This window comes from Pseudomonas sp. PAMC 25886, from assembly GCF_000242655.1.
Taxonomy (GTDB): Bacteria; Pseudomonadota; Gammaproteobacteria; order Pseudomonadales; family Pseudomonadaceae; genus Aquipseudomonas.
Window position 1 is genome coordinate 24,753 of record NZ_AHHC01000033.1, and the last position, 25,696, is coordinate 50,448.

28 protein-coding genes are annotated in these 25,696 nt (G+C 61.9%); 18 read left to right on the forward strand and 10 right to left on the reverse strand.

Annotated elements, in window-relative coordinates:
- Nucleotides 1-69 precede the first annotated feature (69 nt).
- The gene (gene aroA / locus MUM_RS0110440) at nucleotides 70-1,326 is read left to right on the forward strand and encodes a 3-phosphoshikimate 1-carboxyvinyltransferase (RefSeq protein WP_010169660.1); all 1,257 of its coding nucleotides are present in this window, start codon (nucleotides 70-72) and stop codon (nucleotides 1,324-1,326) included.
- Between the two features lie 32 nt (nucleotides 1,327-1,358).
- Complete coding sequence (locus tag MUM_RS0110445) at nucleotides 1,359-1,748, forward strand: hypothetical protein (protein ID WP_010169661.1); 390 nt, start codon at nucleotides 1,359-1,361, stop codon at nucleotides 1,746-1,748.
- A 1-nt stretch (nucleotide 1,749) separates the two neighbouring features.
- Here MUM_RS0110445 and MUM_RS0110450 read toward each other — a convergent pair whose 3' ends face one another.
- Nucleotides 1,750-2,124, reverse strand: coding sequence for a tautomerase family protein (locus MUM_RS0110450; protein WP_010169662.1), 375 nt, complete (start codon nucleotides 2,122-2,124; stop codon nucleotides 1,750-1,752).
- A 5-nt stretch (nucleotides 2,125-2,129) separates the two neighbouring features.
- Complete coding sequence (locus MUM_RS0110455) at nucleotides 2,130-2,408, reverse strand: carboxymuconolactone decarboxylase family protein (protein WP_010169663.1); 279 nt, start codon at nucleotides 2,406-2,408, stop codon at nucleotides 2,130-2,132.
- 107 nt (nucleotides 2,409-2,515) lie between these two features.
- On the opposite strand from MUM_RS0110455, the gene MUM_RS0110460 reads away from it, so the two are divergent.
- Nucleotides 2,516-3,373: a LysR substrate-binding domain-containing protein gene (locus MUM_RS0110460; RefSeq protein WP_010169664.1), complete on the forward strand. Its 858-nt coding sequence runs from the start codon at nucleotides 2,516-2,518 to the stop codon at nucleotides 3,371-3,373.
- Here the strand turns inward: MUM_RS0110460 and MUM_RS0110465 are convergent.
- Nucleotides 3,370-3,975 carry an NAD(P)H-dependent oxidoreductase gene (locus MUM_RS0110465; RefSeq protein WP_010169665.1) on the reverse strand — a complete coding sequence of 202 codons (606 nt, stop codon included), beginning with the start codon at nucleotides 3,973-3,975 and terminating at the stop codon, nucleotides 3,370-3,372. The genes MUM_RS0110460 and MUM_RS0110465 overlap by 4 nt on opposite strands.
- A 91-nt stretch (nucleotides 3,976-4,066) precedes the next feature.
- Between MUM_RS0110465 and MUM_RS0110470 the strand changes: the two genes are divergently transcribed.
- Nucleotides 4,067-4,669, forward strand: a complete 603-nt coding sequence (locus MUM_RS0110470; RefSeq protein WP_029615838.1) for a TetR/AcrR family transcriptional regulator — start codon at nucleotides 4,067-4,069, stop codon at nucleotides 4,667-4,669.
- A 115-nt stretch (nucleotides 4,670-4,784) separates the two neighbouring features.
- On the forward strand, nucleotides 4,785-5,162 hold the full coding sequence (locus MUM_RS0110475; RefSeq protein WP_010169667.1) for a COG4315 family predicted lipoprotein: 378 nt from the start codon (nucleotides 4,785-4,787) through the stop codon (nucleotides 5,160-5,162).
- A gap of 151 nt (nucleotides 5,163-5,313) precedes the next feature.
- Here MUM_RS0110475 and MUM_RS0110480 read toward each other — a convergent pair whose 3' ends face one another.
- Nucleotides 5,314-5,988 (reverse strand): GNAT family N-acetyltransferase, encoded by a 675-nt coding sequence (locus MUM_RS0110480; RefSeq protein WP_010169668.1) that lies wholly within the window; start codon nucleotides 5,986-5,988, stop codon nucleotides 5,314-5,316.
- Between the two features lie 50 nt (nucleotides 5,989-6,038).
- Entirely contained in the window at nucleotides 6,039-6,929 is an 891-nt protein-coding gene (locus MUM_RS0110485) for a LysR family transcriptional regulator (protein ID WP_010169669.1), read from the reverse strand.
- Between the two features lie 111 nt (nucleotides 6,930-7,040).
- On the opposite strand from MUM_RS0110485, the gene MUM_RS0110490 reads away from it, so the two are divergent.
- From MUM_RS0110490 to MUM_RS0110520, 7 genes are all read left to right on the forward strand, one after another.
- Nucleotides 7,041-8,267 carry an MFS transporter gene (locus tag MUM_RS0110490; RefSeq protein ID WP_010169670.1) on the forward strand — a complete coding sequence of 409 codons (1,227 nt, stop codon included), beginning with the start codon at nucleotides 7,041-7,043 and terminating at the stop codon, nucleotides 8,265-8,267.
- 46 nt (nucleotides 8,268-8,313) lie between these two features.
- Nucleotides 8,314-9,024 carry a FadR/GntR family transcriptional regulator gene (locus MUM_RS0110495; RefSeq protein WP_029615839.1) on the forward strand — a complete coding sequence of 237 codons (711 nt, stop codon included), beginning with the start codon at nucleotides 8,314-8,316 and terminating at the stop codon, nucleotides 9,022-9,024.
- Nucleotides 9,025-9,130: 106 nt separating this feature from the next.
- A complete protein-coding gene (lhgO, locus tag MUM_RS0110500) occupies nucleotides 9,131-10,324 on the forward strand; it encodes an L-2-hydroxyglutarate oxidase (protein WP_010169672.1) in 1,194 nt (397 codons plus the stop codon).
- Nucleotides 10,325-10,381: 57 nt separating this feature from the next.
- Nucleotides 10,382-11,707 carry an MFS transporter gene (locus tag MUM_RS0110505; RefSeq protein WP_010169673.1) on the forward strand — a complete coding sequence of 442 codons (1,326 nt, stop codon included), beginning with the start codon at nucleotides 10,382-10,384 and terminating at the stop codon, nucleotides 11,705-11,707.
- 81 nt (nucleotides 11,708-11,788) lie between these two features.
- A complete protein-coding gene (locus tag MUM_RS0110510; RefSeq protein ID WP_010169674.1) occupies nucleotides 11,789-12,646 on the forward strand; it encodes a CAP domain-containing protein in 858 nt (285 codons plus the stop codon).
- 140 nt (nucleotides 12,647-12,786) lie between these two features.
- Nucleotides 12,787-13,206: an organic hydroperoxide resistance protein gene (locus MUM_RS0110515; protein WP_010169675.1), complete on the forward strand. Its 420-nt coding sequence runs from the start codon at nucleotides 12,787-12,789 to the stop codon at nucleotides 13,204-13,206.
- Between the two features lie 140 nt (nucleotides 13,207-13,346).
- Entirely contained in the window at nucleotides 13,347-15,023 is a 1,677-nt protein-coding gene (locus tag MUM_RS0110520) for an ATP-binding protein (protein WP_010169676.1), read from the forward strand.
- Between the two features lie 3 nt (nucleotides 15,024-15,026).
- On the opposite strand, the gene MUM_RS0110525 is transcribed toward MUM_RS0110520, so the two are convergent.
- Nucleotides 15,027-16,154, reverse strand: coding sequence for a sensor domain-containing diguanylate cyclase (locus tag MUM_RS0110525; protein ID WP_032881879.1), 1,128 nt, complete (start codon nucleotides 16,152-16,154; stop codon nucleotides 15,027-15,029).
- Between the two features lie 150 nt (nucleotides 16,155-16,304).
- Between MUM_RS0110525 and MUM_RS0110530 the strand changes: the two genes are divergently transcribed.
- The 4 genes from MUM_RS0110530 to MUM_RS0110545 all read left to right on the forward strand — a co-directional run bounded on the left by MUM_RS0110530 (nucleotide 16,305) and on the right by MUM_RS0110545 (nucleotide 19,334).
- A complete protein-coding gene (locus MUM_RS0110530; protein WP_010169678.1) occupies nucleotides 16,305-16,832 on the forward strand; it encodes a GNAT family N-acetyltransferase in 528 nt (175 codons plus the stop codon).
- Nucleotides 16,833-16,965: 133 nt separating this feature from the next.
- On the forward strand, nucleotides 16,966-18,006 hold the full coding sequence (locus MUM_RS0110535) for an alpha/beta fold hydrolase (RefSeq protein ID WP_010169679.1): 1,041 nt from the start codon (nucleotides 16,966-16,968) through the stop codon (nucleotides 18,004-18,006).
- Nucleotides 18,006-18,518: a cytochrome P460 family protein gene (locus MUM_RS0110540; RefSeq protein WP_010169680.1), complete on the forward strand. Its 513-nt coding sequence runs from the start codon at nucleotides 18,006-18,008 to the stop codon at nucleotides 18,516-18,518. Before MUM_RS0110535 ends, MUM_RS0110540 begins: the two co-directional genes overlap by 1 nt.
- A 111-nt stretch (nucleotides 18,519-18,629) precedes the next feature.
- Complete coding sequence (locus MUM_RS0110545) at nucleotides 18,630-19,334, forward strand: hypothetical protein (RefSeq protein WP_010169681.1); 705 nt, start codon at nucleotides 18,630-18,632, stop codon at nucleotides 19,332-19,334.
- 19 nt (nucleotides 19,335-19,353) lie between these two features.
- Here MUM_RS0110545 and MUM_RS0110550 read toward each other — a convergent pair whose 3' ends face one another.
- From MUM_RS0110550 to MUM_RS0110565, 4 genes are all read right to left on the reverse strand, one after another.
- Complete coding sequence (locus MUM_RS0110550; protein ID WP_010169682.1) at nucleotides 19,354-19,782, reverse strand: TOBE domain-containing protein; 429 nt, start codon at nucleotides 19,780-19,782, stop codon at nucleotides 19,354-19,356.
- A 174-nt stretch (nucleotides 19,783-19,956) separates the two neighbouring features.
- Nucleotides 19,957-21,366 (reverse strand): OprD family outer membrane porin, encoded by a 1,410-nt coding sequence (locus tag MUM_RS0110555; RefSeq protein WP_029615841.1) that lies wholly within the window; start codon nucleotides 21,364-21,366, stop codon nucleotides 19,957-19,959.
- A gap of 204 nt (nucleotides 21,367-21,570) precedes the next feature.
- Complete coding sequence (locus MUM_RS0110560) at nucleotides 21,571-22,980, reverse strand: amino acid permease (protein WP_010169684.1); 1,410 nt, start codon at nucleotides 22,978-22,980, stop codon at nucleotides 21,571-21,573.
- A 77-nt stretch (nucleotides 22,981-23,057) separates the two neighbouring features.
- Nucleotides 23,058-24,092: a histone deacetylase family protein gene (locus MUM_RS0110565; RefSeq protein ID WP_010169685.1), complete on the reverse strand. Its 1,035-nt coding sequence runs from the start codon at nucleotides 24,090-24,092 to the stop codon at nucleotides 23,058-23,060.
- Between the two features lie 118 nt (nucleotides 24,093-24,210).
- Between MUM_RS0110565 and MUM_RS0110570 the strand changes: the two genes are divergently transcribed.
- Both MUM_RS0110570 and MUM_RS0110575 read left to right on the forward strand, forming a co-directional pair.
- Nucleotides 24,211-24,711 carry an Lrp/AsnC family transcriptional regulator gene (locus MUM_RS0110570; protein ID WP_010169686.1) on the forward strand — a complete coding sequence of 167 codons (501 nt, stop codon included), beginning with the start codon at nucleotides 24,211-24,213 and terminating at the stop codon, nucleotides 24,709-24,711.
- Nucleotides 24,712-24,841: 130 nt separating this feature from the next.
- Complete coding sequence (locus MUM_RS0110575) at nucleotides 24,842-25,696, forward strand: MurR/RpiR family transcriptional regulator (protein ID WP_010169687.1); 855 nt, start codon at nucleotides 24,842-24,844, stop codon at nucleotides 25,694-25,696.

The following is a 25,696-nucleotide window of genomic DNA, read 5'->3' on the forward strand; positions in this document are numbered from 1 at the left end:
CGGTAGCGTGTTTGGCCGATTATTCGTGTCCGCCAAACGCCACCCGCCCTGAAGCAGGAGCCTTGTACCTTGAGTTCGCAGAAAACCGTGACCGTTACACCGCCCAACTTTCCACTGAACGGCAAGGTAGCGCCCCCCGGCTCCAAATCCATTACCAACCGTGCCCTGCTGCTGGCCGCCCTGGCCAAAGGCACCAGCCGTTTGAGCGGCGCGTTGAAAAGCGATGACACCCGCCACATGTCGGTGGCCCTGCGCCAGATGGGCGTGGTGATTGATGAACCGGACGACACCACGTTCGTCGTCACCAGCGTTGGCAAACTGCAATTGCCGGCGCAACCGCTGTTCCTCGGCAACGCCGGCACCGCGATGCGCTTCCTCACCGCCGCCGTGGCCACCGTTCAAGGCACCGTGGTGCTGGACGGCGACGCCTACATGCAAAAACGCCCGATCGGTCCGCTGCTCGCGACCCTCGGCCAGAATGGCATCAAGGTCGACAGCCCAACCGGTTGCCCGCCGGTGACCGTGCACGGCACCGGCCGCGTGCAGGCCAAGCGTTTCGAGATCGACGGCGGCCTGTCGAGCCAGTACGTGTCGGCACTGTTGATGCTGGCAGCATGCGGCGAAGCCCCGATTGAAGTGGCCCTGACCGGCAAGGACATCGGCGCCCGTGGCTATGTCGACCTGACCCTGGACTGCATGCGCGCCTTCGGTGCCCAGGTGGACATCGTCGACGAAAGCACCTGGCGCGTGGCCCCCACCGGCTACACCGCCCATGACTACCTGATCGAGCCCGACGCTTCCGCCGCCACCTATTTGTGGGCCGCCGAAGTGCTGACCGGTGGCCGCATCGACCTCGGTGTCGCCCCGCAGGATTTCACCCAGCCCGACGCAAAAGCCCAGGCAGTGATCGCACAATTCCCGCAGATGCAGCCGGTGGTCATCGGCTCGCAAATGCAGGATGCGATTCCGACCCTCGCCGTACTGGCCGCGTTCAATAACACGCCAGTACGCTTCACGGAATTGGCCAACCTGCGGGTCAAGGAATGTGACCGGGTGCAGGCCCTGCATGACGGCCTGAATGAAATCCGTGCGGGTTTGGCGACCATTGAAGGTGATGATCTGCTGGTGGCCAGCGATCCGGCCCTGGCGGGCACCTCATGCAACGCGCTGATCGACACCCACGCCGACCACCGCATCGCCATGTGCTTTGCCCTGGCAGGCCTGAAGGTGTCGGGGATCAGGATTCAGGACCCGGATTGCGTCGGCAAGACCTATCCTGAGTACTGGAACGCGCTGGAAAGCCTTGGGGTTCATCTGACCTGGTAAGCCAACGGCGCCGGTAACGGGAGGGAGACTTCATGACGATTCGCCAACCCTGCCCACCCGGCGCCTGCGACTGCAAGCGTGAGCAACTGCTCGACCTTCCCGGCGCCGATGCACGCATCCTGCACCTGACGCGCCAGGAAGAAAAACGCCTGCTCGAACGCCTCGAAAACCTGCAAAGCCTGCCTGACCTTGAGCGCATGCAACAGCTGATGCACCAGCAACTGGGCATCCGCGTGCATATCGCACCCGGGCATACGGAAGTCAAAAGCATGCGCGGGATTCAGATCGTTATCGATGACTTGCCGGGGTTGTGTCGCAAGACCCGGCAGTCGATTCCGGCAGCGATTCGCAAGGGCATGGAGAAGCGGCCGGAGATTGCGTATCGGTTGCTGGATGCCCATGACTTGTTTCGCGAGGGTTGAGTCAGTTCCCTCTGCCACCCGCAAACGACCACTCATCCGCCGCCGTCGTGGTAATCACCACCATCACGTCCTCAGGGCTTAACCCAATGGCAGCCTCCAGCCGCGCCACCAACACCTGGTAAAACCGTCGTTTGGTCTCGGTATCACGGGGTTTGCCGCCGGTGATCGCGATCAGTACATAGTCGTGGCTGCGTGGGCCGCCCAGGTAGTTGGGGTCGATGATCATCTCGCCCACTTCGTGCTGGTGGATTACATGAAAGCGGTCGGCCACAGGAATCTTGAAGCTTTCTACCAGAGCGTCATGCAGTCCCTGGGAAAGGGCTTGCAGATATTCAGGGGATTTCCCGCGATGCAGGGAGATTCGGGCGTAAGGCATGGGGGTTACTCCGCAGGATCGATGGCGGCCAACAGGTTCAACGCTGACGCCGCCGTCGGCCAGCCGGAATAAAACGCCAGGTGGGTGATGACTTCGCCCAGCTCATCGACGCTCACACCGTTGCCCATCGCTCGCTGCAAATGAAACGGCAATTGCTCCAGGCGATACATCGCCACCAATGCCGCCACGGTGATCAGGCTGCGCTCCCGCCGCGACAGGCCATCACGCTCCCAGATGTCGGCGAACAGCACGTCGCGGGTCAGCTCGGTAAATTTGTTGCTCATGGACTCTTGCTCCGACAATTCAGTTGACGGGCAAAAACTAGCAAGCCAGGATCATTCCGAATATCAGATTTAACAGCGACAACCATCCCGCTTTTATGGACTATTAAATGCGTCGCCCGACCTTTGACCTGGATGTATTGCGCACCTTCGTCACCGGCGTTGAGCTGAACAGCTTCGCCAAAGCCGCGGACCGTTTGGGGCGCTCGACCTCCGCCGTCAGCGCACAACTGAAGAAACTCGAAGAACAGGTGGGCACACCCGTGCTGAGCAAATCCGGCCGCGGGCTGGTGCTGACACCTGTGGGCGAAACGCTGCTCAGCCACGCCAGACGATTGCTGGACCTCAACGACGCCGTCTTCAGCAGCCTTCATGAAACCCAGACCGCCGGCACCTTGCGCCTCGGCTTGCAGGAGGATTTTGGCGAGCACGTGCTCAGTGACATCCTGCGGCGCTTCGCCAGGCTGTACCCGATGATCAGCCTTGAGGTGCGGATTGGCCGCAACGCCGAGCTGCTGGCGCTGATCGACAGCGCCAGCCTGGACCTGGCGCTGACCTGGGAAACCGGCCACACCTCGGCTGGCGTTAAACGCCTGGGGCAAACCCCGATGCACTGGATTGGTCCCCGGGACCAACCGCAACTGCCACGCGCCGAGGATGCACCGCTGCCACTGGTGATGTTCGAGGCGCCCTGCGTATTGCGTAGCGCGGCCACCGAGGCGCTGGATCGCGCCGGCATTGCCTGGCGCATTGCCTTGACCAGCCCCAGCGTCGGCGGGATCTGGGCGGCGGTCGATGCCGGACTGGGGGTGACCTTGCGGACCCGGATCGGTTTGCCGGCGCACCTGCGTGTACTCGACGGCCTGCCGCCGGTGCCGTCCCTGGGCTATGAACTGCATTGCAGCCATCCGGCGCCAGGCGCTGCGGTAGCACAGCTGGCAACGCTCATACAGGGCAGCCTGGTTTAGGCGGTTTCGCAAGGTTCCAGGGTGACGAACAGTTGTCGCCCCAACTTCTCCACCGTCTCCAGGTGCTGCTCGGCGGCGCCGCTCTCCGAGTCCAGCAACAGCTCGGAGGTCAGCACCTTGGCGCCACAGTAATCGAAGATCCCATGGTCGATTTGCGTGCGCATCGCGTCGGCATAGCCGTGGCGTTCAAACACACCTTCATCCGCCCCGCCGACGCCCAGCAAGTGCACCTGAAGATGGCCGAGTTTTTTTACCACCTTGGTTTCAAGGCTGTAGTCGATCGCCCAACCGTTGACGAACACCCGGTCGATCCAGCCCTTGAGCAAGGCCGGCATCGACCACCAGAAGATCGGGAACACCAGCACCAGCGCGTCGGCGCGGTCGAGCCGGGCCTGCTCGGCCTGCACATCGGCCGGCGGCGTGGCGCGGGTGCGGTGCACTTTATGGTCGGCAGCGCTGTAGCGCGGGTCGAAACCTTCGGCGGCGAGGTCGGCGATTTCGACGGTGTGGCCGGCGGCCGTGATGCCGGCGGCGGCCTGTTTGGCGAGGCTGTGGGTCAGGGATTGCGGGTCGTGGTGAGCAATAACGATCAGGGCGTGCATGGCAGTGACTCCTTCGGGGGTGGCGACGGGACGGCAAATTGAGTAGGCTTGAGCTAAGTTACCGTTGGTAAGTTACTTTTGGTATATAAGCATGTCAAGCGATCAATCCCCTGCCCCTCGCCGTCGCCTGTCCCGGGATGACCGGCTACGCCAGTTGCTCGACGTGGCCTGGCAACTGGTGCGCGAAGAAGGCACCGACGCCCTGACACTGGGGCATCTGGCTGAGTTGGCCGGCGTGACCAAGCCGGTGGTGTATGACCATTTCGGCGATCGCGCGGGGCTGTTGGCCGCGCTGTATGAAGATTTCGACGCGCGTCAGGACCAGGTGTTTGCCGCCGCGATCGAAGCCAGCGAACCCACCCTGGACGACCGCGCCTGGGTGATCGCCTCGAGTTATGTCGACTGTGTGTTGCTACAGGGGCGAGAAATTCCGGGGGTGATTGCGGCGCTGGCCGGCAGCCCTGAGCTGGAAGCCATCAAGCGCGAGTACGACGTGATTTTCCTCGGCAAGTGCCGGGATGCCCTCGCCCCGTTTGCGCTGGACGGCGTGATCGGCCAGGCCGCTTTACGCGGCATGCTGGGCGCGGCAGATGCCCTGTCCCAGGCCGCCGCCAGCGGTGAAATCAGCCCGCTGGAGGCGCAGGAGGAGCTGTTTGCGAGCATCAAGGCAATGGTCAATCGCGCACGCGTTTAAAAGAATTAAACAAGGGCGGGGAATAAACCGGCGCGGCGGGTGTTTACCTGAGTACGCCTTGTGAATACAGCACAAGGCCAGTACTCAAACCAAGAAAAACCCCCAGGAGTTCGTCATGCTGAAAAAATTCTCCCTTGCTGCCGCTGTCATGATTGCGTGTGCTTCGACCATGGCCTTCGCCGCCCCTGCCCACATCGCCGACAGCGCCAAGGGCAAAGTCCTGGTGGATGGCAAGGGCATGACCCTGTACACCTTCGCCAAGGACAGCGCCGGCAAATCCGCCTGTAACGGCCAATGCCTGGCCAACTGGCCGGCGCTGACCGCCTCGGCAGGTGCCAAGGACGCCGACGGCTACACCGTGATCAGCCGTGACGACGGCAGCCAGCAGTGGGCCTACAAAGGCCAGCCGCTGTACACCTGGGTCAAGGACAGCAAGCCGGGCGACATCACCGGTGACGGCGTTGGCGGCAACTGGAACCTGGCCAAGCCATAAAAGACATACCCATCAAAATGTAGGAGCGGGTTTGCTGTGGCGAGCGGGCTTGCCCCGCGTTGGGCTGCGAAGCAGCCCCATCAAACTGTGGTGAGCCCGACGGGGGACAAGCCCCCTCACCACAGCCAGCCCGCACCCACATTGTTCTGCGTTATCCCAGCCTTGCGTGCACAAACATCCGGGCTTTGTGGGTCATCTGGTCGAAGTGACGATCACGCTGTTTCTCTGCATCGATCATCGCCCGCTTGCCGTGCTTTTGCAGCAGGTAGGTATGGATCTGCCGCACCTCCAGCGAGCTGTAGATCGACGCCACATCCAGCAACCCCATCAAGCCGTCCGTGCTGTAGTCGCGGGTGTTCATCAACACCTGAGTGCCACGCACACCGCGCAGTTGAAAGCCCATGGACTCGAACGCCGGCACCTTCTCCACCGCGCAGGTCAGTTCTGCGTGAGGGTAGCGAGCCAGCATGTCCTGCATCATCGCCCGCGCCACGCCCTTGCGCCGATGGCTGGCGTGAACCGCCATGTAGGCCACGCCGCACGCCTCGGGGTCGTCCTTCACCGGCAGGTACAGCAGGAAGCCAATCACCTGCTCCTGCGCATCCAGCGCGACGATCAATTCAACCGCAATGCCCTTCGACCCGCCCAGCGCTTCCAGGTACAGGTGCACCTCATAGCCGATCGCATACTGGTACACGTTGTACAGCAGGTTGCTCGGCGGGATGGCGACCATGCTGATGTCGGTCAGGTAGTCGACCACCATCTGCAGGATCTGCGCGTTGATCGGCTCGGGGCATGGGGTTTCGTAACGGGTAAGGCTGAACATTCGAATTCCTGGTGTTTCGTGTCATGACGACGCGGAGTGTACCTGTTGGTTCATTGCGCACACACCTCCCGCAGGCAACCGCGCAGCCAGCGATGGGCCAGGTCGGCGTCCAGGCGCGGGTGCCAGAGCATCGACACGGTGAAATCCGGGAACGCGAACGGCAGCGCAAAGCGGTGAAGGTCGCTGTGCAGGTTGGCGGTATGGCGCTCGGGTACGCTGGCGATCAAGTCGGTGCTGCGGGCCAGCGCCAGGGCGGTGGAGAACCCGGCAACGATGGTCACCACGTCCCGTGTCAGCCCCAGCGCTTCCAGGGCTTGATGAATCTGGCCCTGGTCATGGCCGCGCCGGGACACATAGAGATGCTGGCCGCCGGCAAACCGCTGCGGTGTGACTTCGCCTTCACTCAGCGGGTGCCCTTTGCGCACTACCCCAATAAACCGGTCGCGGAACAGCGCCTGGGTCAGCACTTCGGGGCTGGCGCTGCTGTCGACCACGCCGGTTTCCAGGTCGACGCTGCCATCGCGCAGCGGCGTGCTGGCCTTGTCCGGTTTGTGCACGAAACGCAACCGCACGCCCGGCGCTTCCCGGGCAATACGTGCGAGCAACGCCGGGCCGAAGTTTTCAACAAAACCGTCGCTGGTGCGCAAGGTGAAGGTGCGCACCAGTTGGCTCAGGTCCAGCTTCGCCGCCGGTCGCAACACGGCTTCTGCGTCCTGCACCAACTGGCTGACCTGCTCGCGCAGCTCCAAGGCGCGCGGCGTTGGCACCAGGCCACGGCCAGCGCGCACCAATAACGGATCCCCCGTGGTTGCCCGCAGTCGTGCCAGGGCCCGGCTCATTGCCGAAGGGCTCAGGCGCAGGCGTTGGGCGGCGCGGGCGACGCTGCCTTCAGCGAGCAACACATCCAGGGTGACCAGCAAATTCAAATCAGGTGTCGACACGGCAAACCTCATAGGGCGTTTGGCACACGTATACAGTGCAAATGCTGCGCCTTCCGCCATGTTAGGTGACGGCGTAGATTTCTGACAGCGGTCAAATTCAGGAGCCTCTTGATGAAATCACCTACACCCCGTGGCACCCTCGTCGCCCTGTCACTGTCCATGCTGCTGGCGTCGTTGGGCACCAGCATCGCCAATGTCGGCTTGCCGAGCCTGGTGCAGGCGTTTGATGCCTCCTTCCAGACGGTGCAGTGGGTGGTGCTCGCGTATTTGCTGGCGATCACCGCCGTGATCGTCAGCGTCGGGCGACTGGGCGACCTGATGGGCCGCAGCCGCCTGCTGTTGGCGGGGTTGTTACTCTTCACGATTGCCTCCGCCTTGTGCGGCATGGCCCCGTCCCTCGGCCTGTTGATTGCAGCCCGCGCCCTGCAAGGCCTGGGCGCGGCGATCATGATGGCGATGACCATGGCGCTGGTGGGCGAGACCGTCGCCAGGGAACGTACCGGCCGCGCCATGGGTGTGCTGGGCACGATGTCGGCCATGGGCACCGCGCTGGGGCCAAGCATGGGTGGCGTATTGATCGCCGGGTTTGGCTGGCGCGCGCTGTTCTTCATCACCGTGCCGCTGGGGTTGCTGACCTTTGCCCTCGCCCGCCGCTCTCTGCGCGTCGACCGCCGCGAACAGCAGCCCACGTCATCCGGGTACAGTTTCTGGTCGACACTGCGGGATTCATCCCTGAGCACCGGCCTGGCCATGAGCGCACTGGTGTCGGCGGTGATGATGGCGACGTTGGTGGTCGGGCCGTTCTACCTGACCCACGGCGCCGGCCTCGACCCCGCGTGGATGGGGCTGACGATGGCCGTCGGCCCCTGCGTTTCGGCAGTGATGGGCGTGCCGGCCGGCCGCTTGACTGACCGTTTCGGCAGCGGCCCGATGACCGTCGCCGGGCTGCTGGCGATGGTGACCGGCTGCCTGTTGCTTTCACTGACGCCGCTCAACCTCGGGGTTGCCGGGTACATCGCCCCGCTGATCATCCTCACCCTCGGCTACGCCCAGTTTCAGGCTGCCAACAACACCGCCGTAATGAGCGATGTACTGACGGACCGTCGCGGCGTGGTCGCCGGTCTGCTCAACCTCTCACGCAATCTGGGGCTGATCGCGGGCGCCTCGGCATTGGGCGCGGTATTTGCGCAGGTGTCCGGTGACCTCGCCACGGCCAGTCCCTACAACGTAGGACGTGGGATGCAAGCCACGTTCGGCGTGGCATTGGCACTGATTGGCGTAGGCCTTTTCCTGGCACTGCGCAGCCGGCTCGGCGCCACACGAATCTTGACAAGGTAAAATCGTAACGACTATTGTCTGACAACCTGATTACCAAGGTTGTCCCATGCTTGAGCTCCAGCGCCCTGATTCGCTCGTTATGCGCGTTGTCAGCGCCATTCGTGCAGAAATCGATTCCGGCCACCTGGCGCCCGAAGCGCGCCTGCCCACCGAACAGCAACTGGCTGAACAGCTGAACGTCAGCCGCTCGGTGGTGCGCGAAGCGATTGCCCAGCTCAAGGCCGACGGCGTACTCACCGCCCGCCGTGGCCTGGGCTCATTTATCTCCCAGACCCCGGCCGGCACGGTGTTCCGCTTTCCGGAAAAAAACGGCCGCCGCCCGGACCTGGCGCAAATGTTCGAAGTGCGCCTGTGGATCGAAACCCAGGCCGCCTCGATTGCCGCCCAACGCCGCGACGCTGCAGACCTGCAGCGCATGAAAAGCGCCCTGCAGGAAATGCACGACAAACGCGCCGACTTCGAAGCCGCCGCCCTGGCCGATGTGGAATTCCATCGCGCCATCGCCGAGGCCAGCAAGAACGACTATTTCGTGGCCTTCCATGACTTTCTCAGAAGCCAACTGGCCAGCGCCCGCAAAACCGCCTGGGAAAACTCTGCCACCCGCTTCGTCAGCGGCTCGGCCGACGCCACTCAGGAACACACCGCGCTGTACCAGGCCATTGTCGACGGTGACGCCCAAGGCGCCGCCGCCTGTGCCGAGGCCCACTTGCGTGCCGCAGCAAGGCGCCTGCACCTGGAGCTGCCGGCCATCAACTGACAGATCCAGGCTCATTTGAAGCGTGCCGCTGGCGCGCTGTTTTTTTAATAAAACCATTAGTCTGACAACCTGATAAGCAGACTGAAATGCGTAGGTAACCCACACCATGATTTATGACTTTTGCATCATCGGCGGCGGCATCGTCGGCCTGGCCACTGCGATGGAGCTGCTCAAGCGCCAGCCCGACGCGTCCCTGGTGATCCTGGAAAAGGAAAGCCTGCTGGCCAAACACCAGACCGGCCACAACAGCGGCGTGATCCATGCCGGCATCTACTACGCGCCGGGCAGCCTCAAGGCCGATTTGTGCAAGCGTGGCGCCGAAGCCACCAAGCAGTTCTGCACCGAGCACGGGATCAAGTTCGAGGTGTGCGGCAAGCTGCTGGTGGCCTCCACGCCGCTGGAAGTGCAGCGGATGGAAGCGCTCTACGCCCGCTCGCAGCTCAACGGGATGAAGGTCGAACGCCTGGACGCCGACCAGTTACGCCAGCGCGAACCGAACATCGTCGGGCTGGGCGGGCTGTTTCTCGACGCCACCGGCATCGTCGATTACCGCGAAGTCTGCGAAACCATGGCCCGGGTGATCCGCCGCGCCGGCGGCGAAATCTGCCTGGAACGCACCGTCACCGCCATCGTCGAGGACACCGACAAGGTCACCGTCAGCACCCGTGGCGAAAGCTGGCAGGCCAAACACCTGGTGGTGTGCGCGGGCTTGCAGTCGGACCGCCTGGCGGTGATGGCCGGGGTCAAGATCGATCACCAGATCATCCCGTTCCGTGGCGAATACTTCCGCCTGCCGGCATCGAAAAACAACATCGTCAACCACCTGATCTACCCGATTCCCGACCCGGAGCTGCCGTTTCTCGGCGTGCACCTGACCCGCATGATCGACGGCAGCGTCACCGTCGGCCCGAATGCCGTACTGGGCCTGGGCCGCGAAAACTACCGCAAATTCTCGGTGAACTGGCGCGACGTGGCGCAGTACGCGAGCTTCCCGGGCTTCTGGAAAACCATCTGGCAGAACCTCGGTTCCGGCAGCGTCGAGATGAAGAACTCGCTGTTCAAGTCCGGCTACCTGGAGCAGTGCCGCAAGTACTGCCCCTCGCTGAACATCGAAGACCTGCTGCCCTACGAGGCCGGTATCCGCGCCCAGGCCGTGATGCGCGACGGCACCCTGGTGCACGACTTCCTGTTCGCCCAGACCCCGCGAATGCTCCACGTGTGCAATGCGCCCTCACCCGCTGCCACCTCCGCGATTCCCATCGGCGCGATGATCGCCGACCGCATGTTCACGCCCCACTGATACCCGCGACACGCCGCACTTTGACAATAAATATAATGACCAGGAAGGAACAACAGCATGACGGCAACAGCCCGCACCCCGGACTCTGAAACCCCCGAGCAAACCAGGAAACGCCTGCGCAAAGTCGCGGCCGCGACGATCTTCGGCTCGATGCTGGAGTGGTATGACTTTTACCTGTACGCCACCATGGCGGCCATTGTGTTCTCGAAGATCTTCTTCGATAACAGCGACCCGAAAGCCGCCACGCTGATGGCGTTTTCCACCTTTGCCATCGGCTTTATCGCACGCCCGTTTGGCGGCATTCTGTTCGGCTACCTGGGCGACAAGTTCGGGCGCAAGCAAGTGCTGGTGCTGACCTTCTGCATGATGGGCGTGTGCACCACGCTGATCGGGCTGATCCCCAGCTACGCCTCCATCGGCATCTGGGCGCCAATCGTGCTGGTGTTTATCCGCATCATCCAGGGCCTGGGTGCCGGGGCGGAATTATCCGGTGCGGCGGTCACCTCCTACGAGCACGCCAGCGAAGGCAAGCGCGGCAGCCAGGGCGCATGGCCCGCGCTGGGCTTGAACCTGGGGTTGCTGCTGTCGTCGCTGACCGTGTACCTGCTGACCATCAACGGCAACGAATTCCTGCTGGCCGGCGGCTGGCGGATTCCGTTCATTTGCAGCATCGCCCTGGTGGGCGTGGGCCTGTGGGTGCGCAACAGCATTCCGGAAACCCCGGAGTTCAAGGAACTGAGCAAGGAAACCGCGAAAGCCAAGGCCTCGCCGCTCAAGGCGCTGTTCAAGAACGACCTCAAGGGGTTGGCGGTGGTGTTCTTCGTGGCGATTGGCTACAACGCGCTGAGCTACATCTTCAAGACCTTTTCCCTGGCGTACCTGACCCAGTTCAAGGGCGTCGATGTGCACGTCACCTCGCTGTCGGTGACCATCGCCAGCCTGATCGCCATCGTCGCCGTGCCGTGCTTCGGCTGGTTGTGCGACAAGTGGAGCAGCAAGACCGTGCTGATGCTCGGCGGCCTGCTCTCGCTGCTGTTCGCCTACCCGTTCCTTGCGCTGCTGAATACCGGCGAGAGCCTGATGATCTACGTCGCCATCGGCGTGGGTACCGGCATCCTCGCCCCGATGATGTTTGCGCCCCAGGGCTCGTTCCTGAGCCGCCAGTTCCCGACCCAAACCCGCTCTTCAGGCTTTGGCACCGGACGGGAAATCGGTACGGCCATCGCAGGTGGCCTGGCGCCATTAGGGGCGTTGTCGATGGTGGCGGCGTCGGCCACCCACTCCACTGATGGCGTTGTGATAATCCTCGCGATCTCGTCCCTGCTGGTGGTGGTGTTCGCCTTGTGCGATCAGGGCCGTAAACACTCGGCATTCAAGAACTGAGGCAAAAAGTTCGGACCAACGGGTGCATGGATGCCCCTTCATCGCGCATCATGGGCACTTTCAAGCTCAAGGGAAACGTCCATGCGCGTTCTGTCATTGATGATGGGTCTTACGACGCTGGCCGCCAGTCTGGTGTTCAGCGCCCAGGCGCAGGCGGGTGAAGAAAGCCTGTTGGTCGACTCGATCAATCAATATCGCAGCCAGGTTCAACGCTGCGGCAACCAGGGTTCCCAGGAACTGCCACCGCTGGCCAGCGACACCCGGCTGGTATTGCCCGTCAACAGCGTCGGCGACTTGCAACAGGCGCTGGCGCGGGCGGCCTACCCGATGGTCAACGTCCAGGCCATCAGCCTGTCCGGGCCCAAAAACGCCGAAGCGGCGATGAAAGCCGTGCGCGAAAGTTTTTGCCGGGTGGTGCTCGACCCGCAATTCATTGATATCGGCGTGAGCAACAGCGGCCAGGACTGGCGCATCGTGCTCGCCCGCCCGCTGCTGACCAGTGGCCTGGGTGAGACCCAGACCGAAGGCAAGAAGGTGCTCGACCTGATCAACGCCGCCCGCCAGCAACCCCATCAGTGCGGCGGGCAGGCGTTTGCCGCCACCACGCCCCTGAGCTGGAACGAAGCGCTCGCCACAGCCGCCGCCGGCCACGCGCGCAACATGGCCAACGGCAACTTCTTCGATCACCTGGACCACGATGGCCGCACCCCGGGCGACCGGGCTGAACTGGCAGGCTACATCGGCCAGCAGATCGGCGAGAACATCGCCGCCGGCATGGACACCCCGCGCAAGGTGGTCGACGGCTGGCTGGCCAGCCCCGGGCACTGCGCCAACCTGATGAACCCGCAGTTCCGCGAAATGGGCGCCGCCTACGCCATGGACCCGAAGAGTGACGCGGGCATCTACTGGACGGGGTTGTTTGGCGTGCAGCAGCAATAACGGTTTGTATCCCAACGTATCATCCCGGTGCGGCGACACACTGCGAGGTGCACGCCCCCTGGCGATGACACATTGCGGATACGCCGGCGCGGTTTCCTGTGCACACCGGCCCATCCCGGGCCACCTGCAAGGAAACCGTCATGTCCCAGAACAGCACCGTGCTCTACACCGGCAAAACCCACACCACTGGCGGGCGTGAAGGCGCGTCCCACAGCGATGACCGGCAACTGGACATCAAGCTGTCGCCACCCGGCTCAAAAGCGCCCGGCACCAACCCCGAGCAACTGTTCGGTGCCGGCTGGTCCGCCTGCTTTATCGGCGCGATGGGCAAGGCCGCACAAAGCCTGCAGATTCGCCTGCCAGCCGACACGGCCGTGAGCGCCGAAGTGGACCTGGTGAACAGCCCCGAAAATGGCTATTACCTGCAAGCCCGCCTGCGGGTCAGCCTGCCGGGTATCGAACACTCGGCGGCCCTGGCGCTGGTGGAACGTGCCCACCAGACGTGCCCGTATTCCAAGGCAACCCGCGGCAACATCGAGGTGGAAATCACCGTGGTCTGAACGAGGTTTGCCGGGTGATTATTTGGCGGCGACATTAGATTGCCATCTAGTGGATAATCCCGCTGAACTGGCTGAATCCTGGGATGTCTGTAGCTTGGCATCCCTACTCAGCAAACCGTGGCAAAGAAGGCGTTCACCGAATGACAAACTGGCTGCAAGGCGGCGGCGAAATGGGCGAAAGGGTCCGGCATCACGACTGGGCCACTACGCCGCTGGGGCCGCTGGATCAATGGCCGGACGTGTTGAAGACCACTGTTGCCCTGTGCCTTGCCTCCAGTTTCCCCCAGGCGATCGTCTGGGGACCTTCGCTGATCACACTGTACAACGACGGCTTCATCCCGATTCTTGGCGACAAACCCGACGCACTCGGGCGACCTTTCAGCGAGATCTGGCAGGAAGCGTGGCCCGAGATCAGCCCGATCGCCAACGCCGCCTTCGCGGGTGAAGCCACCTTTATCGAAAATTTCCCGTTGCGGGTCGAACGCGGCGGCGCACCGGAGCAGGCGTACTTCACCTTTTGCTACAGCCCGATTCGCGACGTGCAAGGCAACGTGGTCGGCATGCTCGACACCGTGACCGAAACCACCGCCACCGTCGTACTGTCCCGGCGGCTGGCCGAGTTGAATGCGAGCCTGGAGCAGCGCGTCAACGAACGAACCACCCTGCTGACCCAGACCGAAGCCGCCTTGCGCCAATCGCAAAAACTCGAAGCCATTGGCCAGTTGACCGGTGGCGTGGCGCACGACTTCAACAACCTGCTGACCATCATTCGCTCCTCCGTCGACTTCCTGCGCATGCCTGCCTTGTCCGAAGAACGTCGCCAGCGCTACATGAGCGCCGTCAGCGACACCGTGGAGCGGGCCGGCAAATTGACCAGCCAGTTGCTCGCGTTTGCGCGTCGCCAGCCACTGAACCCGGAAGTGTTCGACGCCGGCCAGCGGGTGAACAACATTGGCGAGATGCTCGAAACCGTCACTGGCGCGCGGATCAAGGTGCGGGTCGAGTTGCCCGGGCTGCCGTGTTACATCCGCGCCGACTCCAGCCAGTTTGAAACCGCGTTGATCAACATCGCCCTCAACGCCCGGGACGCCATGAACGGCCAGGGCACCCTGACCCTGAGCGTGGTTGCCGACCAAGCGCTGCCGAGCATCCGGGGTGACGCCGGTTCGCGCCAGGCGTTTATCGCGATTTCGCTCACCGACACCGGCAGCGGGATTCCCGGCGAGACCTTCGAGCGCATCTTCGAACCCTTCTTCACCACCAAGGAAGTCGGCAAGGGCACGGGCCTTGGGCTGTCCCAGGTGTTTGGCTTCGCCAAGCAATCGGGCGGTAACGTCGATGTGGCCAGCAAGGTTGGCCAGGGCACGGTGTTCACCCTGTACCTGCCGCAGGTGGTGCCTGAAGAAGGCGTTGAAAACCCCGCGCAGGAGGTTTGCGGGCTGGTCGCAGAAAGCGCTCAGCGCCACATTCTGGTGGTGGAAGACAACCTCGAAGTGGGCCGCTTTGCCAACCAGATTCTCCAGGACCTGGGGTACCAGACCACCTGGGCGACCAACGCCGAACAGGCGCTGGAGCTGGCCGGCGCGGATGCAATGGGGTTCGACGCGGTGTTTTCCGATGTGGTGATGCCCGGCATCACTGGCGTGGCACTGGCCAGGGAACTGCGCCGGCGCAGGCCCGGCCTGCCGGTGGTGCTGACTTCCGGCTACAGCGAGGAACTGGCGGAAAGCGGCTACGAAGGCCTGGTGTTCCTGCCCAAACCCTACTCGGCCGACCAGGTTTCACAGGTGCTGGCCAGGGCGTTGTTCAAGGGCTGAGCCCTACTCGGCCACGGCCACCTGATTGCGACCGAGGGCTTTGGCGCGGTACAGGGCCTTGTCGGCGGTGTTCATCAACCCGTGCAGGTCTTGATCCACCGCGCGGGCCCAGGCCACGCCAAGGCTGGCAGTGAGCCCATGGACCGGCTCGCTGGCCAGCCCGGCAATCGCCTTGATCAACTGCTCGGCAATGTCCCGCCCGGTCTCCAGGGACGTGTCCGGCAACAACACCGCAAACTCCTCGCCACCCAGCCGCCCGTACACGTCGGCCTGGCGAAACGACGCGCTGATCACCCCGCCGATCTGCCGCAGCACTTGGTCCCCGGCCTGGTGGCCGTAGGTGTCATTGATGTCCTTGAAGTGGTCCATGTCCATCATCAGCGCGCACAACGGCTGCTGATTATGCCGGCACTGCTCGTAGAGCAACTGCGCATGCTCGAAGAACGCCCGGCGGTTCATCAGGCCGGTGAGCTCGTCGGTTTGTGCGGCGCGGGTAGAAATATTGTGGGCACGTTCCATTTGCCGGGTCAGGCGAAACGCCTTTTCCAGGGCGTCGGACAGCTTGCGCGTGGCGCCACCGACAAACGAGGAAAACACCAGCACCGCCAGCGCCATGCCGACCTGCATCGACGACGGTTGAAACAGCAGCCACACGGTGCACGGCAGCAACACCAGGCCCATGGAGACCAGGGTCATGTAGCGATAGGCCGAATAACAGGAGACGGCGCTGACCGACATGCCCACCGTGAACAACATCACCAAGGCCTGGGAGAGTCGATCGTCGGTGGGCATCAGCGCCAGTGCGCCAAGCCCCCACACGCCGGCAGACAACATCAGCGTCACCCAGTAACGCCGCTCCCAGCGCGCAGGGGTGCGATCACTGTTGGGGCAGCGAAACCAGGCCATGAACATCCAGACCCGCAGCAGTGACGTCCCCGCCAGCACCACCAGCCAGACCAGCATTACCCGGTGATCAAAACGCTCCCAGCACAGCCAGCACAACATGGCGGCCGCCATATAACTGCCGAAAACCGCCGAAAATGACTGGCGAAACAGCTGATGCAATCGATCTGTTCGTACCTGCTCCTCGATGAAGCAATCCTGGTCCTGCCCACGCCCAAGGCCATTCATTTGGTCCGCCTGATCATACTGCTGCGACAAAGTGCCATTGTGGCATCCTGCCAGTAGCCCTAACAACTGAATCGAGCGTGCTAGAGCGCCGAAAGCAGGATAAATATAGGTGAACACCTTCTGTCTCGCCCCAAGGATCAAACGCCATCCATGAATACCCGCCCAATCACCACCCCACGCCTGATGCTCAGGCCCGTCACGGTCGACGATGCGGCCAGTGTATTCGCCATCTATGGCGATCCCGAGACCAACCGCTACAACCCGTCCGGCCCCTTGACCGACCCGGGTCAAGCCAGGGCCGCCCTGGATCGCTGGCTGAAACACTGGGCAGAACATGGCTTTGGCCAATGGGCGATTGCTACACAACAGGCGCCGGAGTGCGTGATCGGCTTTGGGGGCATCACCTTGTACCCCTACAACGACGTTGAGCGAATCAACCTGGGCTACCGCTTTGCGGTCAGCGCCTGGGGCCAGGGCTTTGCAACAGAGCTTGCCAGGGCTGCGTTGCAATTTGGTTTTGTCGAACTGGACCAGCCGCAGGTGTACGGCGTGGTGCGTCCGGCGCATACAGCGTCAATCAAGGTGCTGGAGAAAATCGGCATGCAGCACATCGGCGAACTGGATGATGTGCCGGGGCAGGCGCCGAGCCTGGTGTACGTGGCCACCCGGCCCCTCTGAGCCGTGTATCGCAGTGTGTCCAAACACCCCTGCGATACAAAACCTTTAACCCAACCGTTTTCTCGAAACAGACGGGATACACAACTACGTTCAACTGTGAGCCAGGCACACAACCCGCCGCCGGAGACTCACCATGCACACACAGTTGAACACCCCACCCCGCCGCCTGATGGGCGCGTCGCTGCTGGCCTTTGCGCTGTTGCAGTTCGGTGCCTTCGGCGCAGCCCATGCACAGGACACGCCAGCACCTGCGGTTGCCAGCGCCAGTGCCCACGCCACGCTCGGCCCGTTGAAGCAGGTGAAAGCCGGCTTGCTGGAGGTGGCCTACGCCGAAGTCGGCCCGGCCGATGGCCCGGTGGTGATCCTGCTGCACGGCTGGCCCTACGACATTGACAGCTATTCCGAGGTAGCGCCGCTGCTGGCCGCCCAGGGCTACCGCGTGCTGGTGCCTTACGCCCGTGGCTACGGCGACACCCGTTTCCTCTCGGCAAAGACCCTGCGCAACGGCCAGCCGGCCGCGCTTGCGGTCGACCTGATCGACTTCATGGACGCACTGAACATCAAGCAGGCCGTGCTCGGCGGCTACGACTGGGGCGCCCGCACCGCCGACATCGTCTCGGCGTTGTGGCCTGCGCGGGTCAAGGCGCTGGTGTCGGTCAGCGGCTACCTGATCGGCAACCAGGCCGCCGGCAAGAACCCCTTGCCGCCCAAGGCTGAGTTGCAGTGGTGGTACCAGTTCTACTTCGCCACCGATCGCGGCGCCGCCGGTTATGCAAAAAACACCCACGACTTCGCCAAGCTGATCTGGCAGATCGCCTCGCCGAAATGGGCGTTTGACGACGCCACCTTCGACCGCAGCGCCAAAGGCCTGGACAACCCCGACCACGTCGCTGTGTCGATCTTCAACTACCGCTGGCGCCTGGGCCTGGTCCAGGGCGAGAAGAGATACGCTGCGCTGGAACAGAAACTCGCCACCGCCCCGTCCATCAGCGTGCCCACTATCACGATGGAAGGCGACGCCAACGGCGCACCGCACCCGGCGGCGGAAGACTACGCCAAGCGCTTTACCGGCAAGTACGAGTACCGGCTGATCACCGGCGGGATTGGCCACAACCTGCCACAGGAAGCGCCCCAAGCCTTTGCCAAGGCTGTGATTGATGCGGACCACTTGTGATGAAGCGCCTGCACCTTGCTGCACTCATCGCTGCGACAGCCGCCGTCGTCGCCACCGCTACCGGGTTCGCTTTTGGCGGCCCTGGTGGCACGAGCGAGCCTTCGCCGATCTACGGTGTGACGATTCCCGACGGCTACCGCCAATGGGAGCTGATCGCCCCGGCCCAGGAAGCCGACCCCCTGAATGAACTGCGGGTGGTGCTGGGCAACCAGGTCGCGCTCAAGGCTTACCGCGACGGTACGTTGCCTTTCCCTGACGGCACCGTGCTGGCCAAACTGGCCTGGAAACATGTGCAGTCGCCCGAGTCCAAGACCGCCTCGATTCCCGGCGCGGCAACCACCGTGCAGTTCATGGTCAAGGACTCAAAGAAATACGCAGCGACGGGAGGCTGGGGGTTTGGGCGGTTCATCAACGGCAAGCCGGCGGACCAGGCGCAGCATGAGACGTGCTTCGCCTGCCATCAGGCGTTGGTGAAGAACCATGATTATGTGTTCACGCGGCTGGCGCCTTGAAGCAATCCATTGCGGCGAGGGAAACGCGGTTTGATCTGCCTACCGTTTCCCTGTCATTCTGCGGCGCGATCTACTTGCCACTCAACACTTACGCCGCATGGAAGCCCGTCTATGTTTGTTTATCGCTGGAGCGCCCTGCTCCTCGGCTGCCTGCTGTCGCAGCTGTGTATTGCCAGCACACTGCCTATCGACCCTCGCGGCGAGAGCCTGTATCAACAGGCGCTCCCGTACCTGCAACAAGCGAACGCCAAGATGGAAGCGGTGCCCGCCAACTTTCCCACGGCAAGTGCGCAGGAAAGAGAACGGGCGATGGTGCTGATGCAGGAAGCCGGCGAGTTACTCAAGCCAGCCGTTGCCCTGCTTGAGCAAGCAGCAGCGCTTGATCACCCGGTGGCGCAGCATCGCCTCGCGATGATCTACATCCTCTTGCTTTCGCCGACCGAAGTGATCAAGGAAAAGGCTTGCCCGCTGATGGAAAGAAGCCTGGCTCAAGGCTTCGCACCGCCGGCACTGGGAATATCATCCTTTTGTTGGGAATTCACCGATACGCCCCAGTACAAAACTGCGCTGCTGGCGATTGAAGCCAGCGCGCCCCTGTATGAGGCGTACTTTCCACAACCGGTTGTGAAGCTCGAGTGCAAAAACGAAATGCCCCAAGGCATGGCGATGCAATGGGGCAGCAGTCGCGATTATCAGGCTGAAACGTATCGACTGCTGGGAGACTACGACCGCGCAAGGCGCACGGAGTATTACCAAAAGGCGATTGAGATCAACGACTGCTACAAGGCGAAAAGACGCCTGGCGATGCGTTCGTAGTCGCAGGCGCGGCGGCTTATCAGGCCGGCACACCCAAAATGATATGGGACGCCTTGATCACCGCCGTGGCACTCACACCCGGCTTCAGGCCCAACTCGGCCACCGCATCGCGGGTCACGATGGAAAACACCTTTGAGCCGCCCGCCAATTCGATCACAACCTCAGCATTTACCGCGCCGTCATTCACGCTCAGCACTTTGCCTTCCAGGCAGTTGCGGGCCGAGAGGCGGATGTCGCTGGACTCAGTCATCAACATCACCCACGGCGCCTTGATCAGCGCGACCGCTTCCTTGCCCACGGCGATGCCGAGGTTGCGGATGCTTTCCAGGGTCACCACGGCTACCAACTGCTCGCCGCCTGGCAGGGTCAACACGACTTCAGCGTTGACCGCGCCTTCCTGGACCTGGCTGACCTGGCCTTTGAATACGTTGCGTGCACTGACTTTCATGGGAACGGTCCTTTTCTTGACTTATAGGTTAGGAATTGCCGGGCATCATCAAACGCAGCGTTGTGTAAAAACAACTATAGCGCCCTGCTCTGCCGGCAAGCCGCTGAAAAAGTCCTGCCCAAAAAAAGGCCGCCTAACAGGCGGCCTTCATTCAAAGCATTTACCCGCGACTGATTAAAACAGCGCGTAGGTGTAGTTGAAGATCAGGCGGGTTTGATCCTGGTCGGCCGTGCCGGTGTTGTGGCCGTGGTAGCTACCGGTACGGAAGGTAGTACCGAAGCCTTTCAGCGGGCCCTCTTGCACGACGTAATCAAGACGGAAATCGGTTTCGCGTTCCGACTGATCGCTGCCACCGGCAACCTTGGCCTTGATGTCGCTGCCGTTGAGGTAAGCAACGGAGGCTTTCAGGCCTGGCACCAGGGTTCTGAAGTCATACAGGTACTGACCGAAATTGACTTGCTCGCCCGCGCGGGAGAACTGGCCAACCACCGCATCCGTGAACAGGTAGAAGTCGGAACCGGCCGCGCCTTGTGCAGTGGGGTCGGCGATGCTGCCCTGGTTGACCCACACGAAGCCACCGTCGTCACTCACGCCAATGTGGCCGAGCATCAACTGGCTGCCGCCCAACTGGTAGGTGAATGCAGCACTGTAGGTTTTGTTGTCGACTTCACCGGCGTGCTTGGCATAACCGCCGTTGTTGTTGAACGCGTAGCCGGCCGAACCGTTTTTGCCGTCGCTGGTGCTGTCGAAATAGCGCAGGTCGGTCTTGAACGATTGGTCATTGCCCAACGGCAGTACGTGCACCAGGCCGAAGTAGTTCTGTTTGTAGAAGTCTTCCAGGTCAGCGTAGTAGTACTGCAACGTCAGGTTTTTAGCGATGGCGTTATCGGAAGAACCAAACGGCTGGTAGTCAACGCCGCCGAAACGGAAGCTGTCGCTGTCACGCGTGGCGCCGGCGACGCTCAGGCCAGTGGAGTTACTCGATGCGCGACCTTCAGCCTTGTTCAACTCGCCGCCGGTGAAGGTGACGTTGGGAATGTCCTTGGAGGTCAGGATGCCGCCGTCAAAGGTTTGCGGCGCGGCACGGCTGTCGTTGGACACCAGGATCGGCAGGATCGGGGCCAGGCCACCGCCTACGTGCAATTCAGTCTGGGAAATACGGAATTTAACGTTGCCGGCTGCGCGACCAAAGCTGTCAGCAGGCTCGGTGCCGTTGTTCTTGACCGGAAAGAAACTGTTGCCGTTACCCGACAGGCCATTGCCCGCGGCGTGGCCATCGCCACCGTCCAGGCGCAAGGCGCCGAACGCCATCACGTCGAACCCGATGCCTACGGTGCCTTGGGTGTAACCGGATTTGTAGTCGAAACGCAGTACTTGAGCCGCTTCGCGCAGGTCATTCGCGGTGCCGGAGTGAACGTCGGCGTTGTAGTACATGGTGCGCGAACTGATCGATGAGTGGCTGTCTTCAAGAAAGCCACTGTGACCGTTACCCGTGCCGAGTGAGCCAAGACCAAAATCATCTGCGCAGGCTTGTTGTGCGAGGACAGCCGCGGTGATGGCCAAAGCTAATGTAGAGAGTTTCATTTACTGCGCCCCTATGAACATTATTTTTTTACTGTCCTTCGAGCGAATACCGTTGCGGCCCTGCAAACGCTGCGGATTGTGGCATGGGGCCTAGGGCGCAGAATGTGAAATTTTTGTCATGTAGCGATGAAAAAACCGTCACATAAAGGCCGTACAGGCCGGCCTTTTTTGAGGGCTGATTGCCGTTGAGTTGTATGACGACTGCTAGATCGCTGTGCGCTGATCAGGCTGGAGTCGGCTGCGAAAATGCGAGAAATGGTAGGCAACTGCCAGCCACACAAACCAGGCCGGCATCACGCAAAGTGCCAGGCGGGTGTCTGGGCGAAGTGCCAGTAGGCAAAGTACAAACGCCAGGAACCCAAGTGAAACCCAGGCCATCGGCACACCACCGGGCATTTTGTAGAGCGATTTTTCATGTAGCTGCGGGCACTTTTTCCGATAGGCGATGTAGGACGCCAGGATCGTCGACCAGGTAAAGATCACCAGAATCGCCGACACGGTTGAGACGATGGTAAAGGCGGTCATCACTTCCGGGACTATAAAGAGCAGCAACAAGCCGAGCAGCATCAGGAAGGTGGTAAACGCCAGGCTGATAAATGGCACGCTGTTGTTCGACAGTCGCCGAAAGATCCCCGGTGCATCCCCCAGGTCCGCCAGGCCGAACAACATGCGGCTGGCCGAGAACACCCCACTGTTGGCCGACGAAGCTGCCGAGGTCAGCACCACGAAATTCACAATCCCGGCTGCCGCAGGAAACCCGGCCACCAGGAACAGCTCGACAAACGGACTCTTGCTGGGCGACACCTGCTGCCACGACGTCACGGCGATGATGCACGCCAGGGCCAGCACGTAAAACAGGATGATCCGCAGCGGAATCGAGTTGATCGCCTTGGGCAGCGTCTTCTCCGGCGAGCGGGTTTCTGCGGCCGCCGTGCCGATCAGTTCCGTACCGGCGAACGAGAAGATCGCCATCTGGAACCCGGCAAAGAAGCCAAACAACCCATTGGGAAACGCCGCCTGTTTATCCAGCAAATGGTTCAGGGAGGCCGTGACGCCGATGGGTGACACAAACGAACTGGCAATCAGCACCACGCTCACGCCGATCAAGGTCACCACGGCGATGATCTTGATGATCGCAAACCAGAACTCCACCTCACCAAACAGCCGCACCGTGAGCACATTCAAGGCAAACAGGGTCAGCAGCATCGCAATCGCCGGGATCCAGGCCGGCACGTCCGGGAACCAGTACTGGAAAAAACCGCCGACCACCACCGCGTCCCCCACCACCGCAACGCTCCAGCTCAGCCAATACGACCAGCCGAGAAAAAACGCCGCACGCGGCCCCAGGTACGCACCGGCGAAGTCGGCGAAGCTTTTGAAGTTCAGGTTGGATAACAGCAGCTCGCCCATGGCGCGCATCACGAAATACACAAACAGCCCGATGATCATGTAGATCAGGATGATCGAGGTGCCGGACAGCGCAATGATCTTGCCCGAGCCCATGAACAGGCCGGTGCCAATCGCACCGCCCATGGCCATCAGTTGAATGTGTCGGTTGTTGAGGGTGCGTTGCAAAGCGGGCTTTTCAATAAGCCCGGGCGCGGTTGTTTTCATCACAAAACCTCTTGTTATGTTTTTGAGTTTTGGCAGAAAAAAGTCAGGCGGCTTTTATTGTTGGAATGGCGTCGGGATCAGGCGTGTTTGTTCTCGAAACCATGCAGCACATTGACGGCGTTGATGCCGATTTCATCGACCATGTAGCCGCCCTCCATCACAAACAGCGTGGGCACGCCGACGCTGGCGATGATCTCGCCGATGCCCAGGAAGTCGCGGCTTTCGAGGAGGAAATGGCTGATGGGGTCGTCCTTGAAGGTGTCGACGCCGAGGGAAATCACCAGCACTTGCGGCGAGAACTTTCTGAGTTGATTGCAGGCGTCGAGCAACGCTTCTTTATAGGTGGCCCAACCAGTGTTTTTCGCCAGCGGGTAATTCAGGTTGAACCCCTCGCCTGCCCCGGCGCCACGCTCGTCCCTGAAGCCCGAATAGTAGGGATACGACACGGACGGATCGCCATGCAGCGAGACGAACATCACGTCGCTGCGGTCGTAGAAAATGTTCTGCGTGCCATTGCCGTGGTGGAAGTCCACGTCCAGCACCGCGACACGCCTGGCCCCTTGGGTGATCGCCTGTTGCGCGGCGATGGCCGCGTTATTCAGGTAGCAATAACCGCCCATGTATTCCCGCGCCGCATGGTGGCCCGGTGGCCGGCACAGGGCGAAGGCACTGCTGTGGCCCTCGTCAATGACCGCCAGGCCGGTGAGCGCGATGTCGGCGCTGGTCTTCACCGCTTCCCAGGTGGTGCGAGTGATCGGCGAACCGGCGTCCATCGCGAAAAAGCCGAGTTTGCCGTCGATGAATGCCGGCAACTGGTCATTGGCCAAATCACGCACAGGCCACACCAGCGGCAACGCATCATGGGCACGGCCGATCGCGGTCCATTCGGCCCAGGCGGTTTCGAGGAAGGACACGTAGCGTTCGCTGTGGGCGTTGACGTAACAGGCCCGGTCGAACGTGCGCGGCACGATGATATCGCCCAGCCCCACGTGCTTGACCCGGTCACGCACCGTGTCGGCGCGGCTGGGTTGTTCAAAGGACGGCTTGAGCACGCCATCCTTGAGTTCGGTGCCATGGTGCAAACGATGAGAGTCGCTAAAAACAGTCAGCATGAAAGACATCCACCCGTAAAAGACAGGTGATTATTTTGTTCTGGCTGCGGTGGGCTTTCTTTGCTTTTACGTGCGCCGATGCTAGCGTAAACGGGCATTTTTACCCCAACGAGCCGTCATGAAGAAAAATAAAACCAAACAGGTCGCACTTGACGACACCGATCTCGCCATCCTCGCGTTGCTGCAGGAAGACGCGAGTATTTCCAACGCCGAACTCAGTGAGCGCCTTTCCCTCAGCCTCACCCCGTGCTGGCGTCGGCGTAAACGTCTGGAGGAAGAAGGTGTGATCAAGGACTACCAGGCCAACCTGGATCGCAAGATGCTAGGCCTGGAAATCATGGCGTTTGTGCATGTGCGGTTTGCGGTGCATTCCGACCATACGCCGGAGGATTTTGAAGCGGTGATCAAGGAGCTGCCGCAGGTGCAGTCCTGCCACAAGATCACCGGCGATGCGGATTATCTGCTGCAGGTGCTGGCGGAGGATCTGGACGCTTACAGTGATTTTGTGGAGAGCGTATTGCGGCGGCAGTTAGGGATTGCGTCGATCCAGTCGAGTTTGGCGTTGCGGGAGGTGAAGGCGACGAGTCGGGTAGCGATTCCGGGGCGGGTGGGGAAGTGATCCCTGGCCACAGGTAAAGCCATACCCCTGTAGTGTTTCCTACAAACAGCTGAAATCCGCCTTTACATGTAGCATTTACTACCAATACACTCATTCTCGCCAAGCCGTAGCAAAAACAACAAGGCGAGATATGACCAACCTACGCGACAAACTCACCGACGCCGCACTCAGCCCTACGCCTTCCGAGCGCAAGGTGATCCGTGCCCTGCTCGATCATTATCCGCGCAGCGGCCTCGGTTCCATGGCGCGCCTGGCGGAACACGCCGGGGTCAGCGACCCGACCATCATGCGGCTGGTGAAGAAGCTCGGTTTCGGGGGCTACGCCGAATTCCAGGACGCGCTGCTCAGCGAAATGGACCACCGCCTGCGCTCGCCGATCACCCTGCTGCAACCCCGGGCGCACTCGTCCCAGGATGACGCCTGGACCACCTACCTGGAGGACTGCAATCGCGCCCTTCAGGACACCCAGGCCCTGACCCAGCCCGAAGACGTGCGGGTGCTGACCGAATGGGTGCTGGATACCAAACATCAGGTGTTCGGCTTCGGCGGCCGGCTCAGCAGTTTTCTCGCCGGCTATCTGGTGAATCACTTGCGCCTGTTGCGCCCGGGTTGTCATGCCCTCGAAGACAACGCCCAGTTGCCCGACCGCATCCATGACATCCAGCGCCAGGACCTGGTGCTGCTCTTCGACTATCGCCGCTACCAGACCCAGGCCTTGCGCGTGGCCGCCGCCGCCAAGGCCCGGGGCGCGCGGGTGGTGTTGTTCACTGATATCTACGCCTCGCCGCTGCGGGAATTGGCCGACCTGATCATCAGTTCCCCGGTGGAGTCGGTGTCGGCCTTCGACACCATGGTGCCCGCCCTCGCACAGGTGGAGGCCCTGATCGCCACCCTCACCCAACACAGCAATGGCCTGGATGCCCGCCTGGAAGGGATCGACGCCCTTCGCACGGAATTCGCCGCTCACCTTTTGGAGGAAAAATAA